Source organism: Streptomyces sp. NPDC048185, assembly GCF_043202495.1.
Taxonomy (GTDB): Bacteria; Actinomycetota; Actinomycetes; order Streptomycetales; family Streptomycetaceae; genus Streptomyces.
The window spans coordinates 196,319-212,903 of sequence record NZ_JBIDAN010000008.1 but is presented as its reverse complement, the minus strand read 5'-3'; the positions used below and the strand labels follow the sequence as shown (position 1 = coordinate 212,903).

At 74.1% G+C, this 16,585-nt stretch carries 12 protein-coding genes; 10 read left to right on the top strand and 2 right to left on the bottom strand.

Features of this window, described 5'->3' with window-relative positions:
* Positions 1-87 precede the first annotated feature (87 nt).
* The 3 genes from ACGF3H_RS24125 to ACGF3H_RS24115 all read left to right on the top strand — a co-directional run bounded on the left by ACGF3H_RS24125 (position 88) and on the right by ACGF3H_RS24115 (position 2,960).
* The gene (locus tag ACGF3H_RS24125; RefSeq protein ID WP_362487457.1) at positions 88-384 is read left to right on the top strand and encodes a hypothetical protein; all 297 of its coding nucleotides are present in this window, start codon (positions 88-90) and stop codon (positions 382-384) included.
* Between the two features lie 139 nt (positions 385-523).
* Positions 524-1,426, top strand: a complete 903-nt coding sequence (locus ACGF3H_RS24120) for a hypothetical protein (RefSeq protein WP_362487458.1) — start codon at positions 524-526, stop codon at positions 1,424-1,426.
* A gap of 145 nt (positions 1,427-1,571) precedes the next feature.
* Positions 1,572-2,960 carry a tannase/feruloyl esterase family alpha/beta hydrolase gene (locus tag ACGF3H_RS24115; RefSeq protein ID WP_362487459.1) on the top strand — a complete coding sequence of 463 codons (1,389 nt, stop codon included), beginning with the start codon at positions 1,572-1,574 and terminating at the stop codon, positions 2,958-2,960.
* Positions 2,961-2,964: 4 nt separating this feature from the next.
* Here ACGF3H_RS24115 and ACGF3H_RS24110 read toward each other — a convergent pair whose 3' ends face one another.
* Complete coding sequence (locus ACGF3H_RS24110) at positions 2,965-3,147, bottom strand: hypothetical protein (protein ID WP_077799789.1); 183 nt, start codon at positions 3,145-3,147, stop codon at positions 2,965-2,967.
* 215 nt (positions 3,148-3,362) lie between these two features.
* Between ACGF3H_RS24110 and ACGF3H_RS24105 the strand changes: the two genes are divergently transcribed.
* Both ACGF3H_RS24105 and ACGF3H_RS24100 read left to right on the top strand, forming a co-directional pair.
* The gene (locus ACGF3H_RS24105; protein ID WP_362487871.1) at positions 3,363-6,287 is read left to right on the top strand and encodes a DEAD/DEAH box helicase; all 2,925 of its coding nucleotides are present in this window, start codon (positions 3,363-3,365) and stop codon (positions 6,285-6,287) included.
* A complete protein-coding gene (locus ACGF3H_RS24100; protein ID WP_362487462.1) occupies positions 6,284-7,585 on the top strand; it encodes an SWF or SNF family helicase in 1,302 nt (433 codons plus the stop codon). Before ACGF3H_RS24105 ends, ACGF3H_RS24100 begins: the two co-directional genes overlap by 4 nt.
* A gap of 139 nt (positions 7,586-7,724) precedes the next feature.
* Here the strand turns inward: ACGF3H_RS24100 and xylA are convergent, their stop codons facing one another.
* Positions 7,725-8,888, bottom strand: a complete 1,164-nt coding sequence (gene xylA / locus ACGF3H_RS24095; RefSeq protein WP_362487463.1) for a xylose isomerase — start codon at positions 8,886-8,888, stop codon at positions 7,725-7,727.
* A 196-nt stretch (positions 8,889-9,084) separates the two neighbouring features.
* Here xylA and xylB point away from each other — a divergent pair, with 196 nt between their 5' ends.
* From xylB to adh, 5 genes are all read left to right on the top strand, one after another.
* The gene (gene xylB / locus ACGF3H_RS24090; protein ID WP_362487465.1) at positions 9,085-10,530 is read left to right on the top strand and encodes a xylulokinase; all 1,446 of its coding nucleotides are present in this window, start codon (positions 9,085-9,087) and stop codon (positions 10,528-10,530) included.
* 219 nt (positions 10,531-10,749) lie between these two features.
* Positions 10,750-11,961 (top strand): ROK family transcriptional regulator, encoded by a 1,212-nt coding sequence (locus ACGF3H_RS24085; protein WP_362487467.1) that lies wholly within the window; start codon positions 10,750-10,752, stop codon positions 11,959-11,961.
* Between the two features lie 804 nt (positions 11,962-12,765).
* Positions 12,766-13,374, top strand: coding sequence for an N-acetylmuramoyl-L-alanine amidase (locus tag ACGF3H_RS24080; RefSeq protein WP_362487470.1), 609 nt, complete (start codon positions 12,766-12,768; stop codon positions 13,372-13,374).
* 108 nt (positions 13,375-13,482) lie between these two features.
* Positions 13,483-14,742: a GAF domain-containing protein gene (locus ACGF3H_RS24075; protein ID WP_362487472.1), complete on the top strand. Its 1,260-nt coding sequence runs from the start codon at positions 13,483-13,485 to the stop codon at positions 14,740-14,742.
* Positions 14,743-14,873: 131 nt separating this feature from the next.
* Positions 14,874-16,397, top strand: a complete 1,524-nt coding sequence (gene adh, locus ACGF3H_RS24070; protein ID WP_362487474.1) for an aldehyde dehydrogenase — start codon at positions 14,874-14,876, stop codon at positions 16,395-16,397.
* Positions 16,398-16,585 lie beyond the last annotated feature (188 nt).

Here is a 16,585-nt window from a genome sequence, read left to right as displayed (position 1 = left end):
CTTCTGCCGTCGAAGCTTCAACTCTACGTTGGGCAGCAGGAGGACGGACGATCTGCCGGCACACCGGCAAGGGGAAGGGCGGTCAGCATGTTCGGCAGGACCCGCAGGGCTCGGAGCGGACGGGCCGGCATCCGGCGCACGGAGGAAAGGACGGAGGGGGACACGCGTGCGCACAACCTGTTCGAGGCGGCCGCGGCGTACGTCCCGGCGTGTGCGGACGACGACCAGGAGGGCATGGACGAGGCCGCGGGCTGGGTTTCACCGGAGGCCCTGTCCTTCGGGGTGAACGAGCTGGCGTGCCGGGCGGTCGTCGCCCTCGCCCGGGAACGCGGCGAGTCGCCGCGGGACGTGGCCCGTGCGCTGCTCGGGCTTCCGGCGGTGTGACGCGCACAGCCCTCGGAGGTGGTCGATTCGCCCCCGTCCAGCCGGAAAACTGCAGCTCGGCCGGGTGCGGGGCTCGTGACAAGGGCCTCCTGATCGCACTAGGGTGCGCGCCGTTGGACGAACCGATGGGGAGGCTGGGATGGCAGGGACGGAAGAGGACACCGTCGCCGCCGCGGACGATGCGCTCTACGTGCTCACGGCGGTGCTGCTGACACCGGCGAAGTTCCCGAGTGTGCTGGGCGACGACTATCCGGAGGCCTGCGCCGCGCTCGGTCTCCCGCCACTGGCCGACGGCTACGGCCTGGTGCTCGGCCAGGACGGGGACGGTGCCCGGTGGACCGTCGTCATCGACGACGTCTCGCTCGTCGCCGTTGCCGTGGCCTCCTGGGACTGCGGAATGGAGTACGACCTGTCGCCGGACGAGCGTACAGTCGTCACCGCCCTGCCCGGCTGGCCCCTGGCGGTCGCCGTCGCGGCCCCGGACGTGCCCGCGCCGCACGATCCCGGTCCCGAGGTGGCCGACGGGCCCCCGCTGGCACCGCCGGACACCACGGCCTGGGGGCCCGCTCAGCGGCGCCTGGGAGCCGACGAGATCGCGCTCCAGTGGGCGCAGTGGCGGGAACAGGTCGACGACGCCGACTTCACGGTCCAGCACCCCGGGAGCTCCGGTGCGGAACGGCGGAGCGGGGCGGAGACGGACGCCGGGGACGGCACCGGCACCGCGGACGCCGGAGCCCGGGCCGCCGACGCCGCCACCGCGGCCGGCGCCGCGGGACACGGGGGTGTCCGACGGGTGCTCGCGGAAGCCCGCTCCTACGTCGACACACCGCCGCCGCTCGGCCGGGTCCGGTCGTCGTTCGCGCCGGGCGACGCGCGGACCCTGCGCGCCGACGGCCCCGGCTGGTCCCTCGTGGCCAGGACCGACGACATCGCCTTCGTCCTGCTCGACGACGAACCCGGTGAGGTGCTGCCGGTGGGTCGGGGCCCGGAGCTGCCCGGCCTTCTGGACGCCCTCGACAAGATGGCCGTCCGGCCCAGCTGACCGGCGGAGGCACGTCCCGCTGTCTTGAACCTCCATGCGCAGCCCTCCTGTCATGTGGCGCCGACCCATGGATGAGGGCGGAGTGGGCCCGCAGGATGGGGCCGCCATCGGCTCCACTCCCCCGTCGCGCCCCTGGAGGTCCTCCATGCGTCTGTCCCGTGCTGTCCCGTTGCTCGCCGCCGCGATGACGGCGGCGGCGCTCACCGGACCGTCCCCCGCCGGCGCCGCGGAGGGCGGTGACCACTGTGACCGCCAGGAACGTGTCCGGGTGCCGGGCGCCGCCCTCCAGCGCAGCGCCTGCCTCGCCGATCTGACCACCACCGGGCTGGCGGGCACCGACTACACGGACACGGCCGACCAGGCCGGCCTGACGGCCGCGGGCACCCGCACGCCCTCCGGGGTCCCGGGGATCCAGATCGACGGCTACTTCCCGGACTCCTCCCGCTTCAACACCACGCACGGCTGGCAGCACGACGCCCAGTTCGTGATCCGGCTGCCGGACCACTGGAACGGCGGCCTCGTCGTGACGGGCGCACCGGGCACGCGCAAGCAGTACGCGACGGACAAGGCGATCTCCGACCGGGCCCTGGCGCAGGGTTACGCCTACGCCGCGACCGACAAGGGCAACAGCGGGGTGGACTTCTACCGGGACGGCACCCGGCCGGGGGACGCGGTCGCCGAGTGGAACACGCGGACCACCCAGCTCACCCGCGCCGCCCGGCGAGTGGTGGCGCAGCGCTACGGACAAGCGCCGCGCCGCACGTACATGACCGGCATCTCCAACGGCGGTTACCTCACCCGGTGGCAGCTGGAGAACCACCCGGAGCTGTACGACGGCGGCGTGGACTGGGAGGGCGCGCTGTGGACGGCGGACGGCCCCAGCCTGCTCACGTCCCTGCCCACGACGGTGGCCCGCAGCCTCGGGGCGGCACGGGACGAGGACATGTACGCCGCAGGGTTCGCACGCGGCTCCGAGTTCCTGTGGGAGTACCACGAGAAGGCGTACTGGGGCCTGACCCAGAAGATCTACCGCGCCGAGTTCGACCCGGACCGGGACCGCGCCTGTCCCGGTCCGTCGGCCGGGTCCTCGCTGGAGGAGATCCTGGCGCCGTGTCCCTCCGACGCGACGTACGACTACGCCTCACGTCCCGCCTCCGTCCACCGTGCCGTGGCCCGGGTGGCCCTGACGGGGCGGATCGGGAAGCCGCTGATCACCCTGCACGGCGACCTCGACGCCCTGCTGCCCCGGGCCGCCGACTCCGACGTGTACGCGCGCATGATCGACGCGAACGGGCGAGGCCGGCTGCACCGGTACTACACGGTCCAGGGCGGCACCCACGTCGACGGGCTCTACGACACCTATCCCACGCGGCTGCGTCCGATCCTGCCCTGCTTCCGGTCGGCGTTCGACGCCCTGACCGGATGGGTGGAGCGGGGCACCCCGCCGCCCGCCGACCACACGATCGGCAGGCCGGCGGACGGCGACGTGGTCGACTCCTGCGGCCTGACCGGGAACGCCTCGGCACGGCGTTAGCGCGTCAGCGACCGAGCTCCTTGCGCGTGACGCGGCGCAGCCTGCGCCGCTGCGAGGGGTCCAGCGTGAGGTACGCGGCGGCCGGGACTCCGAGGACTATCAGCAGGGCGGCCCACCAGGGCAGCCAGATGAGCAGGACGAGTCCGGCCGCCACACCCCCCGCGGCGATCTTGGCGTTCTTCGACATGGTGCGCCTCCTTCGCGGCCACTGCCGCTCTCTGTCTGTGAAACGGGCCCGCGCTCCCCGCAGTTCCGTACCCCACCCCTGAGAGCTCCCTGAGACCGGACCCCGACCCGACCCTGAGAAGCCGACCCTGAGAAGCCGCCGCGGGGGCGCCCGCACCACCCTCACCGAAGAGTGACCCGGAACACAGTGGATCGACACCCGTGGCGTCGCCGCTCATGTACACTCGGCGACCGCGACCCGCACTAGTCAAATTTGAGGAATACGTCATCGCTGCGCAGACGGCTCTTCCGGCGACCACTTTCCCCATCTCAGAACTCTCCCGATGCTGCGCCGTGTTCGTGCCCGGCGATCCGGCCCGTACCGGCACGGTCGCCTTCTGGCGGCCCGACGGCGAGGACCCGCCCACCGTTCCCTCGGGGTCCTTGGAGGAGCTGACGGTCCTGGTGCCGGGCGGCGGCGCAGTGGAACCGGCCCGCGTGCCCGCCGTCCTCCTGCCGGTACGTGCGGCACTGCCAATCCTCACGCGCGCGCGTGCCGGTGCGTCGGGGCATCGGGCGGCCGTGTTCTGGGGTGCCGTCGCCGTGGAGGCCCTGCACCTCGTGGCCCGGGGGCTGCTGCTGCCCGGCCTGTCCGAGACGGACCACGACGCCTGGCGCGCGGGGCCGCTGGACGCGCAGGACACCGAACGGATCCGCCATCTCGCCGCCGCGATGCCTCCCGAGGCGCACGCGGTCCCGGTGGACGGCGCCGGACCGCCGCGGCTGCCGGACCCGGAACGGCTGGTGCGCGCCTTCCTGGACGCCGTCGCCGACTCGCTCCCCCGCTCCCCCGCGGCCACCCTGGTGACCGGCGGCCCCGCCTACGCGGCACCGGAGCCGCGGAAGCTGCCGGAGCTGCGCGCCTGGGCGGCCGAGGTCGCCGCGGGACACGGCACGGGCGTACGGCTGTCGCTGCGCGTCGAGGTGAGCGGCCTGCCGGCCGACTCCGGGGACGCGTCACCGACGTTCCGGGCCGTGCCGCAGGTGCACAGCGTGAGCGACCCCGTGTACGTCGCTGACACCGCCGAGGTGTGGTCCGGCGCCGTGGGCGACGCGTTCGGCACGCGCGCGCGGATGGACACCCTGCTGGCGCTGCGCCGTGCGGCACGGGCCTGGCCGCCGCTGGCCCCGTTGCTGTCGGCCGCCGTGCCGGAAGCCGTCGAACTCGCCGACGAGGAGGTCACCGAGCTCCTCGGAGCGGGCACCCGCGCGCTCGCCGGCGCCGGCGTGGACGTGCACTGGCCACGGGAGCTGTCCCGAGGTCTGACCACCCGCGCTGAGGTCGGGCCGACCGACGGCGGACCGGGGCCGGACACCGCCTTCGGGGACGGCGGGCCGTCGTTCCTGTCCGCCGACGCGCTGCTCGCCTTCGACTGGTGGTTCGCCCTGGGGGACGAGCGGCTGACGCGCGACGAACTGGACCGGCTCGCCGAGGCCGACCGGCCCGTGGTGCGGCTGCGTGACCGGTGGGTGCTCGTCGACGCCGGGGAGGTGCGCCGGGCCCGCGCGCGCCAGGACCACAAGGTCACGCCCGTCGATGCGCTCGCCGCGGCCCTGACGGGCTCCACGGAGGTCGACGGACAGCGCGTCGAGGTGCGGCCCACCGGGTGGCTGGCCGCCCTGCGGGAGCGGATCGCCGACCCCGAGGGGCAGGACGCCGTCGACCAGCCGGCCGCCCTCGCGGCGACGCTGCGCGACTACCAGCGCCGGGGCCTGAGCTGGCTGGCGCACATGACGTCGCTGGGCCTGGGCTGCTGCCTCGCCGACGACATGGGCCTCGGCAAGACGATCACACTGATCGCCCTGCACCTGCACCGGCAGACCGACGCGTCCGCCGCCGGACCCACCCTCGTCGTCTGTCCGACGTCCCTGTTGGGCAACTGGCAGCGCGAGATCGAGCGGTTCGCGCCCGGCACGCCCGTGCGGCGCTTCCACGGTCCCCGGCGCGACCTGGCGGACCTGGCCGGCGGCGAGTTCGTGCTCACCACCTACGGCACCATGCGTCTGGACGCGCGGAGGCTGGCCGCCGCGGGGTGGGGCATGGTCGTGGCGGACGAGGCCCAGCACGTGAAGAACCCCTACTCGGAGACCGCGCGACAGCTGCGTTCCATCGGCGCACGCGCGCGCGTGGCGCTCACCGGCACCCCGGTGGAGAACAACCTGTCGGAGCTGTGGGCCGTCCTGGACTGGGCCACCCCGGGGCTGCTGGGCCGGCTGGGCACCTTCCGCAGGCGTTACGCGCAGGCGGTCGAGGCCGGCCAGGACCCGGCCGCGGCCGAGCGGCTGGCCCGGCTCGTACGGCCGTTCCTGCTCCGCCGCCGCAAGTCGGACCCGGGCATCGCGCCCGAGCTGCCGCCGAAGACAGAGACCGATCGTCCCGTGTCGCTGACCGCGGAGCAGACGGGCCTGTACGAGGCGGTGGTGCGCGAGGCGCTCGCGGAGATCTCCGGGGCCGGCAGCATGGCGCGGCGGGGTCTGATCGTGAAGCTGCTGACGAGTCTGAAGCAGATCTGCAACCACCCGGCGCAGTACCTCAAGGAGGATCCTTCCCGCGGTCCCGGGATCGCCGGACGCTCCGGGAAGCTGGAGCTCCTGGACGAGCTGCTCGGCACGATCCTCGCCGAGGACGCGAGCGTGCTCGTGTTCACCCAGTACGTGCAGATGGCGCGGCTCCTCGAACGGCATCTGACCGCCCGCGGCGTGCCGTCGCTGCTCCTGCACGGCGGGACGTCCGTCGCCGAACGGGAGTCGCTGGTGAGCCGGTTCCAGGAGGGTGAGGTCCCCGTGTTCCTGCTGTCCTTGAAGGCGGCCGGCACCGGACTGAACCTCACGCGCGCGGAGCACGTCGTGCACTACGACCGCTGGTGGAATCCGGCCGTCGAGGCCCAGGCCACCGACCGCGCCCACCGCATCGGCCAGACCCGACCGGTACAGGTGCACCGGCTGATCGCCGAGGGGACCGTCGAGGACCGCATCGCCGCCCTGCTGAGCCGCAAGAGCGCACTGGCCGACTCCGTACTGGGGGCGGGCGAGGCCGCGCTCACGGAACTGACGGACGCGGAACTGGCCGATCTGGTCGACCTGCGCGGAGGTGCGCGATGACGCGGTACGACGACGACTTCGACGGCGGCGACACCGGCGTCGACAGCAGTGAGGAGCGGACGTTCGCCCCGCTGCCGCCCGCGCACGGCAGGGGATTCGCGCAGACCTGGTGGGGGCAGGCCTGGCTGAAGGCCCTGGAGGACGCGGCCCTGGACGGGGCGCAGGTGAAGACCGGACGGCGCCTCGCGCGCGCCGGGGCGGTCGGGGCGGTCTCGGTGCGACCGGGTCGCATCACGGCGGTGGTCAAGGACCGGGACCGTACGGCGCACCGGGCCGACGTCCTGCTGGAGGAGCTGTCCGACGAGCAGTGGGATCGCTTTGTCGACATGGCGGTCGAGCGGTCCGGTCACGTCGCGGCGCTGCTGGACCGGGAGATGCCCCCGCATCTCGTCGAGGACGCGGCGTCGGCGGGCATCGACCTGCTGCCCGGCCTGGGCGACCTGGAGCCGGAGTGCGACTGCGGCGCCTGGGACCACTGCGGGCACACCGCGGCGCTCTGCTACCAGGTGGCGCGGCTGCTGGACCAGGATCCCCTCGTGCTGCTGCTGATGCGCGGGCGCGGCGAGAGCGCCGTGCTGTCCGCCCTGCAGACCCGCGACGGCGCGCCCGTCGAGGTGACGGCCTCCCGGCCGGAAGGGGTGGATGCCGCCGAGGCGTACGCGGCGGGGCACGTCCTGCCGCCGCTACCCCCGCTCCCCCTCCTTCCGGACGGGCCGGGTGAACCGTCCGCGCCGGACACCGAGACGGCGCCACCGCCCGGAGTCGACCCGGAGGCGCTGGCGTTCCTCGCCTCCCGTACCGCGGCACAGGCGCACCGCCTGCTCGTCGAGGCACTGCGCCCCGGGCATGACCGGCAGCCGTTCGACATGGAGCCGACTGCCGCCGAGGACGCCGTCCGGCTGGCCGCGGGCGATCCCGAACCGGCCGTGCGGGACCGTCTCTGCGACGGCTCCGGGCGCGACGGCGAGGAGCTGGCCGCCGCCGTGCGCGCATGGCGGCTGGGAGGCGCGGCCGCGCTGTCGGTGCTCGAGGAGGAATGGGCGGTGCGGGGCGAGGTTCTCGCACGCGCGCGTGCGGCGCTGGAGACCGCCTGGGACGGGGACGAGAGGCCTTCCCTGCGGGCGCGTGCCAACCGCTGGACGGTTGTCGGTACGCCGCACCAGCTCCGCCTCGACCGCGACGGCCGCTGGTGGCCGTTCCGCGAGGAAGGGGGCCGCTGGGTTCCCGTGGCCGGTCCGGAGCAGGACCCGTCGACGGCCCTGGCCTCGGCCGCGCTCGCGGTGGGGGACGAGCCGTGACGCCCTGACCGGCGCCGGCGGTACGGACGCCGTGCACGCGCGCTGCGTGCGCGTGCCCGACGGGGCGCCCGGCGGTGTCCGGCGCGGCCTCGCCGGGGGTGCAACCCCGGCGAGGCCGCGCCCGCCGCGACCGGGACGCTCAGCGAGCGCCGAGGAGGTGGTCCATGGCGAGCTGGTCGAGCTGCTCGAAGGCCATGCCCCGGGCGGCGGCGGCGTCGACGTCGAACGTGTCGAAGGCCGTGGCGTCCTCGAGGAGGCCCTTGAGTCCGTCGGGGGCGGTGGGCTGGGCGAGTTCGTCCAGGCGGGCCGCGGCCAGGGCCTCCTGCACGGCCGGGTCGGCGCGGAAGGCGGCGGCCCGGTCCTTGAGGATGAGGTAGTTGCGCATGCAGCCCGCGGCCGACGCCCACACCCCGTCGAAGTCCTCGGTGCGCGGCGGCTTGAAGTCGAAGTGCCGCGGTCCCGCGTACCCGGCCCGCTCCAGCAGGTCGACGAGCCAGAACGCGGCGCGCAGGTCGCCGGCGCCGAATCGGAGGTCCTGGTCGTACTTGATGCCGGACTGGCCGTTGAGGTCGATGTGGAACAGCTTGCCCGCCCACAGGGCCTGGGCGATGCCGTGCGGGAAGTTCAGCCCGGCCATCTGCTCGTGTCCGACCTCGGGGTTCACGCCGTACAGCTCCGGGCGCTCCAGCCGCTCGATGAACGCCAGCGCGTGTCCGACGGTGGGCAGGAGGATGTCGCCACGCGGCTCGTTCGGCTTCGGCTCGATCGCGAACTTGATGTCGTAGCCCTGACCGGTGACGTACTCGCCCAGCAGGTCGAAGGCCTCCTTCATACGGTCGAGCGCGTCCCGGACGTCCTTGGCGGCCCCGGATTCGGCGCCCTCGCGGCCGCCCCAGGCCACGTACACCGACGCGCCCAGCTCCACCGCGAGGTCGATGTTGCGGATCGTCTTGCGCAGCGCGTACCGGCGCACGTCCCGGTCGTTCGCGGTGAAGGCGCCGTCCTTGAACACCGGGTGCGTGAACAGGTTCGTCGTCGCCATCGGCACCTTCATGCCGGTCGCGTCGAGGGCCTGCCGGAACCTCTTGACGGTGGCCTGCCGCTCCGCGTCGCCCGAGCCGAACGGGATCAGGTCGTCGTCGTGGAACGTGACCCCGTACGCGCCCAGCTCTGCCAGCCGGTGCACCGACTCGACGGGGTCGAGCGCCGGACGGGTGGCATCACCGAACGGGTCCCGGCCCTGCCAGCCGACCGTCCACAGGCCGAACGTGAACTTGTCCTCGGGAGTGGGCTGGTAGTTCATTCCACGGCTCCTTGCTCGCTCGCGACTATTTCGTCATGGCGGTTTACAAATTAGTATGCACACGCGGTCCCGGGAAGGGAACACGGTGCCCCCCACGGATCGTGTCGGGTCCCAGCGACCCGGCTCCGCCGCAGAACCCCAGCTCAGACCGATCTGAGCCATGAAGCCGCAGAGCCCCGGAAGAGGGAGTAGCCCGATGTCAGCAGCCGAGGGTCCGCTTGTCGTCGGCGTGGACACGTCCACCCAGTCCACGAAGGCGCTGGTCGTCGACGCGGCCACCGGACGGGTCGTCGCGAGCGGCCAGGCGCCCCACACGGTCTCCTCCGGCGCCGGCCGCGAGAGCGACCCGCGACAGTGGTGGGACGCCCTGTGCACGGCCCTGGAGCAGTGCGGTGACGCGGCGCGTGAGGCCGCCGCCGTGTCGATCGGCGGGCAGCAGCACGGCCTCGTCACGCTGGACGCCGCGGGTGACCCGGTGCGCCCGGCCCTGCTCTGGAACGACGTGCGCTCGGCACCGCAGGCCCGCCGCCTGATCGAGGAGCTGGGCGGCGCCAAGGCCTGGGCGGAGCGCACGGGCAGCGTGCCCAGCGCCTCCTTCACCGTCACCAAGTGGGCCTGGCTGGCCGAGAACGAGCCGGAGGCGGTCCGGGCCGTGAAGGCCGTACGCCTCCCCCACGACTACCTCACCGAGCGGCTCACCGGTGAGGGGACCACCGACCGGGGTGACGCGTCCGGCACCGGCTGGTGGGCGTCCGGGACGGAGTCGTACGACGAGGAGACCCTCGCGCGCGTGGGACTCGACCCGGCGCTGCTCCCCCGCACGGTCCGGCCCGGCGAGGTGGCCGGTACCGTGCGCGACAGCCACGACCTGCCGTTCACCAAGGGCACCCTGGTCGCCGGCGGCACCGGTGACAACGCGGCCGCCGCGCTCGGTCTCGGCGTGCGCCCCGGCGTGCCGGTGATGAGCCTCGGCACCTCCGGCACGGTGTACGCCGTGTCGCAGCGGCGGCCGGCCGACCCGACCGGCACCGTGGCGGGCTTCGCCGACGCGCGCGGCGACTGGCTGCCGCTGGCCTGCACCCTGAACTGCACGCTCGCCGTCGACCGCGTGGCGGCCCTGCTGCACCTGGACCGCGAGGCCGTCGAACCCGGCGCCGACGTCACGCTCCTGCCCTACCTGGACGGCGAACGCACCCCGAACCTGCCGCACTCCTCCGGCCTCCTGTACGGGCTGCGCCACGACACGACCGCCGGCCAGCTGCTCCAGGCCGCGTACGACGGTGCCGTCCACTCGCTGCTCGGCGCCCTCGACCTGGTCCTCGACGCGGACGCGGACCCCTCCGCGCCGCTGCTGCTGATCGGCGGCGGCGCGCGCGGGACGGCGTGGCAGCAGACCGTGCGACGCCTCTCGGGGCGTCCCGTCCAGATCCCCGAGGCCAGGGAACTGGTGGCGCTCGGCGCCGCCGCGCAGGCGGCGGGCCTGCTCACCGGCGAGGATCCGGCGGCGGTCGCCCGGCGCTGGAACACGGCCGCCGGGCCGGTGCTGGACGCCGTGGAGCGGGACGAGGCGACGCTGGCCAGGATCGCCGGGGTAGTCTCCGACGCGGCGCCGCTCCTGGAGCGGGGCGGGGGCACTCGCTGACGACGTGCTCGCGCGGGCGGCGGCGTTCGGACGGACAGGCTCACGGGCCGTCCCCGCGGCACGCCTCCGGGCGCCCGCGGCGGGGTCGTTCCGCCGCGGGCGCTCCTCCCGGGGCCCGTCCGCGGGCGAGCCTGCGGCCAAGGGCGGCTCGGACCGTCCGAACGGCCGACGAGCACCGACCGAGCACCGCACACGTACCGACCGAGGACTGACGGAGGCATGACCGCACCCCCGCACGAAGCGCGTCCGACCCGCCCCGGCCGTGGGCTGCCGGACACCCAGCAGGCCATGCGCCGCCGCAACCTCTCCCGGGTGATGCACACCGTCCGCGCCGAGGGGCCGCTTTCCCGGGCAGCCGTCGCCTCACGGATCGGGCTGACGCGCGCGGCCGTGTCGACCCTGGTGGACGAGCTGATCCGCTCGGGCCTGCTGGAGGAGCTGGGGCCCGAACGTCCCGGACGGGTGGGCCGGCCCGGATCCGCGCTCGCCGTCAGCGCGAACGGCCCCGCCGGGATCGGCGCGGAGGTCGGCGTCGACCACCTGGCGGTCTGCGCGGTCGACCTGCGCGGCCGGGTACGGGCGCGGGCCGTGCGGTACGGCAGCAACCGGGGCCGCTCGCTCGAGCCGGTCGTCGAGCAGCTCACCGGCCTGGTGCGGACGGTCACCGCGGAGGCGGAGGCGGAGGGCCTGTGGCCGGCCGGACTGGCCGTGGCCGTGCCGGGTCTGGTGGCACGGGACGGACGGACCGTCGTACGCGCCCCGAACCTCGACTGGCACGACGCCGACCTCGGGGCTCTCCTGCCCTCCGGCGTACCGCTGACCGTGGACAACGAGGCCAACTTCGGCGCGCTCGCCGAGCTGTGGCTCGGTGACGGAACCCCGCGTGACTTCCTGCACGTCTCGGCCGAGATCGGCATCGGTGCCGCCGTGGTCGTCGACGGGCGGCTGCTGCGCGGGACCCGGGGCTTCGCGGGCGAGCTGGGGCACATGCCGGTGCATCCCGACGGGCCGGCGTGCGCCTGCGGGGGGCGTGGCTGCCTGGAGCAGTACGCCGGTGAGAAGGCCGTCCTGCGCGCGGCCGGTGTGGAACCGGGTCAGGACCGGGTCGGGCTGCTCGCGGGGCGTGCCGCCGACGGCGACGAGGGCGTACGGCGCGCGCTGCGCGAAGCGGGGACGGCGCTCGGCATCGCCCTGACCGGGGCGGCCAACCTGCTGGACCCGGAGAGCGTGGTGCTGGGCGGTGCCCTGGCCGGGCTCGCGCCCTGGTTGCTGCCGTCCCTGCGGGACGAGCTGGCCCGGCGCACCGCCGGCCCGGCCTGCCCCGTGTCCGTGTCGGAACTGGGTCCGCAGGGACCCCTGCTCGGCGCGGCGCACTCGGTGATCCGGGGAGTCCTGGACGATCCGGCGGCCGCGGTGGCCGGCCGGGTCTGAGACGGGGCGGACCTGGGCTCAGCCCGGGGATCGGGGCCGGGCCCGGGGTCCCCCCGGGGCCGAGCCCAGGGGGACCCCGGGGCCGGCCCAGGGGGACCGGGCTGAGCCCAGGGGGACCGGGGCTCGGTCCCGGCGGGCAGGAAGCTCGGGCTCGGCGGGCAGGGGCTCGGTCCCGGCGGGCAAGGACTCGGTCCGGCGGGCTCGGGCTCGGCGGGCAGGGCCCAGTCCTGGCGGGCATGAAGCTCGGGCTCGGCGAGCCGGAGCTCGGACCGGGCGGACTGGAGCTTGGTCGAGGCGGGCAGCGACTCGGACCCGGAGGGCCGGGCGGGCCGGAGATCGCACCCGGAGGGCGGTGGCTCGGTCTGACTGGCCGGAGCTCGGGCCCGGAGGGCCGAGCGGGCCGGCGCACGGCCCGGGCCCGGGGCAAGGCACAGGCCCGGAACACGGCACTGGCTCGGGACACCGCTCGGGCCAGGGACCGGCGCGGCCCCCATGCGCAGCGCCCGGAGTCCCGCGGCGCTCACTCGTCCGAGTGAGCGCCGTCTCCACATCACCGCGGTCGTCCACCGAACCGCGACGCCCCCTTCTGCCCAACCCGCCGTCCTCGTACGGTGGTTCACGCGAAGCCCTTCGTGACCGCGGCACAGGGGCACCGCGACGTCCGGCCCGCTCCTCGGCGTTCGGCCCCACCCCTCGCAACCAAGCCGTCGCCCCGCCGTTGGCAACCGTGTGCGACACGGCGCCGAGCCGTGGAGCCGCGCACCCACACCCGCGCACCACCCCCCACACGAAAGGCGGTCCCCCGTGGAATCGGAAAGGACAACACCTTCCCCGACCAGGCGGCGGCTCCTTCGAGGCGCCGCGCTCGCCACCGTCTCCTCCGCACTCCTGTCCGGCACGCGAGCCGCCGCACGGCCCCTGGCCGACGTCGACTACCCGTCCGCCGACTGGCAGCCGGCGAGCGCGTCCAACTACAGCCGGTCGAGCCGCCCCCTCACCTACCCGGTCGACTACGTCGTCGTCCACGTCACGCAGGAGACGTACGCGGACACGCTGTCCATCTTCCGCAACGCGGACAGACAGGTGTCCGCCCACTACGTCGTCCGGTCCGCCGACGGGCACGTCGCGCAGTGCGTCCGCGAGTCCGACATCGCCTGGCACGCCGGGAACTGGGACTACAACACCCGCAGCATCGGCATCGAGCACGAGGCCTGGGTGGACCGGCCGGAGTACCTCACCGACGCCCTGTACGAGCAGTCGGCGCGGCTCACCGCGGCGATCTGCACCACGTACGGCATCCCGAAGGACCGTGCGCACATCATCGGCCACTACGAGGTGCCGGGCAGCGACCACACGGATCCGGGACCGCTGTGGGACTGGACCCGGTACATCAGACTGGTCAACTTCGCCTGACGGCAGGCGGACGGCCACGTTCGGGTGATCGGGCCGGTCGAAGAGGTTGTCGGAGCCCATCCGCGGAGTGACGATGTCCCCGTCGTATCGCTCTCCAGGGAGGCCGAGTTGACCGATTCGTGGCTGGCTCTGGAACCTGGGGCCGATCCCGTCGAGCGCGCGCGGACGCTGCGCCGCGCGCACGAGACGTTCACCGAGGCGGGCACGGTGTCGCGGCCCGTGCGCGCCGTGGTGGCCGAGTCGTGGCGGCGGTCCGTCCGGGCGGGTGTCGGCCCGGACGGCACCGCGAGCGTGGAACTCATGGACGGCGACCTCGGCGCCTACCGCGCCGAGCATCCGCTGGCCCGGGTGATGCCGCTGTTCCGTGAACTCCTGGGCGCGTTCGCGGCCGACGGGGAGCACCTGCTGGCGGTGTGCGACGCGCACGGCAGGCTGCTGTGGGTCGAGGGGCATCCGGCCACCCGGCGGCGCGCGGGGCGGATGAACTTCGTGCCGGGTGCCCGGTGGGCGGAGTCCGCGGTGGGGACGAACGCGCCGGGCACGGCGGTGGCCGTCGGCCGCCCGGTCCAGGTCTTCGCGGCCGAGCACTTCATCCGGCAGGTCCAGCCGTGGACGTGCGCGGCGGCTCCGGTGCACGACCCGCGCACCGGGCGGGTGCTGGGCGCCGTGGACATCACGGGCGGGGACGGACTGGCGCATCCGCACAGCCTGGGCTTCGTCCAGGCGGTGGCCCGTGCCGCGGAGTCCCAGCTGGCCCTGCTGTCACCGGAGCAGCCTGCCGTGGACACGGCCGAGCTGTCCGCGCTGGGCCGTGACGAGGCGCTGCTGAGCCGCGGCGGCCGCAGGATCCGCCTCAGCCGCCGGCACAGCGAGATCGTCGTGTTGCTGGCGCAGCATCCGGAGGGTCTGACCGGGGACGAGCTGCTGTGCGCGCTCTACGAGGACGAGACGGTGCCCGCGGTGACCCTGCGCGCGGAACTGGCGCGGCTGCGCGGGGTGCTGGGGCCGGGAGTACTGGCGTCCCGCCCGTACCGGCTCACCATGCCCGTCGAGTCCGACGTCGCCGTGGTCGAGCGCCGGCTGCGGGCGGGTGGCGTAACGGCGGCCGCGGCGGCGTACGCCGGACCGCTGCTGCCCGGTTCCCAGGCCCCGGCGGTGGCACGGCACCGGCGCCGGCTGGCCGACGGCCTGCGCACCGCGCTGATCGCCTGCCGTGACCCCGACCTCCTGGCCGACTGGGCGCACGCGCCGTGGGGCGAGGACGACCTGGACGTCTGGCGTGCGCTGGCCGCGGTCCGGCCCACCGCCGCGGTGCTGTCCCGGCTCGCCGCGCTGGAGTCCGAGCTGACGGTACCGCGCGCGTGGTGACGGCCCGCCGGCGCACCTCCGGGCGCGGGTCCGGAGCCGCCGCTCACGCAACGTCCGCGCAACGTGGCGCTCCCTAGCCTCCTGGAGAGCTGCCCGACGTGGGCGGCGCACGATGAGGGAGGCAGACCAGGATGACCCGTTACGCGGCGCCCGGTACCGAGGGTGCGATCGTCTCCTACGAGTCGCGCTACGACCACTTCATCGGTGGTGAGTACGTGCCGCCGGTGCGCGGGCAGTACTTCGAGAACCCGTCCCCGGTGAACGGGCAGCCGTTCACGGAGATCGCGCGCGGTACGGCGGAGGACGTGGAGCGGGCGCTCGACGCGGCGCACGGGGCCGCCCCGGGCTGGGGCCGCACGTCGGTGACCGAGCGTTCCGGCATTCTGCTGAAGATCGCGGACCGCATGGAGGCGAACCTGGAACGCCTGGCGGTCGCCGAGAGCTGGGAGAACGGCAAGCCGGTGCGCGAGACGCTGGCGGCCGACATCCCTCTCGCCATCGACCACTTCCGCTATTTCGCGGGCGCGCTCCGCGCGCAGGAGGGCTCGATCGGCGAGATCGACGACGACACGGTCGCGTACCACTTCCACGAGCCGCTGGGCGTGGTCGCGCAGATCATCCCGTGGAACTTCCCGATCCTGATGGCGACCTGGAAGCTGGCCCCCGCTCTCGCCGCCGGCAACGCGGTCGTCCTGAAGCCCGCCGAGCAGACCCCGGCCTCGATCCACTACTGGCTGAGCCTGGTATCGGACCTGCTGCCGCCGGGTGTCGTGAACGTCGTCAACGGCTTCGGGGTGGAGGCGGGCAAGCCGCTCGCGTCGAGCCCGCGGGTGGCGAAGGTGGCGTTCACGGGAGAGACCACCACCGGGCGGCTGATCATGCAGTACGCCTCGGAGAACATCAAGCCGGTCACGCTGGAGCTGGGCGGCAAGTCGCCGAACATCTTCTTCGACGACGTCTGGGCGCAGGACGACGACTTCCGCGACAAGGCGCTCGAGGGCTTCACGATGTTCGCGCTCAACCAGGGCGAGGTGTGCACCTGTCCGTCCCGGGCGCTGATCCAGCGAGGCACGTACGCCGAGTTCCTGGAGGCGGCGGTGGCCCGCACGGAGCTGATCACTCCGGGTCACCCGCTGGACACCGACACGATGATCGGCGCCCAGGCGTCCAACGACCAGTTGGAGAAGATCCTGTCCTACCTGGACATCGGCCGGCAGGAAGGAGCCAAGGTCCTCACCGGCGGTGAACGCTTTGACCACGAGGGTGAGTTGAAGGGCGGTTACTACGTCCGGCCCACGATCTTCGAGGGTCACAACCGCATGCGGATCTTCCAGGAGGAGATCTTCGGCCCGGTCGTCGCGGTCACCTCCTTCGACGGCTTCGACGACGCGATCAAGACCGCCAACGACACGCTGTACGGCCTGGGCGCCGGAGTGTGGACCCGCGACATGAACACCGCGTACCGCGCGGGCCGCGCGATCCAGGCGGGACGCGTCTGGACGAACTGCTACCACGCCTACCCGGCGCACGCCGCGTTCGGCGGCTACAAGCAGTCGGGGATCGGCCGGGAGAACCACCGGATGATGCTGGAGCACTACCAGCAGACGAAGAACCTCCTCGTCTCGTACTCCCCGAAGAAGCTGGGCTTCTTCTAGGACCCGGCACCAGGGCGCCTGTCCGGGCAACCCGCCCGGGCAGGCGCCCTGGACGCTGCCCGAGGACGCGGACGCGGTGGCCGCGCACGTCATGACGGCCGCGGGTGTTCCCCCGTCGGGCGCCGTTCGCGCGGCGCTCTCTCCGTGCGGGCCCGGCTCACGCGCCGTCCCTTCACACGCCCGACGGG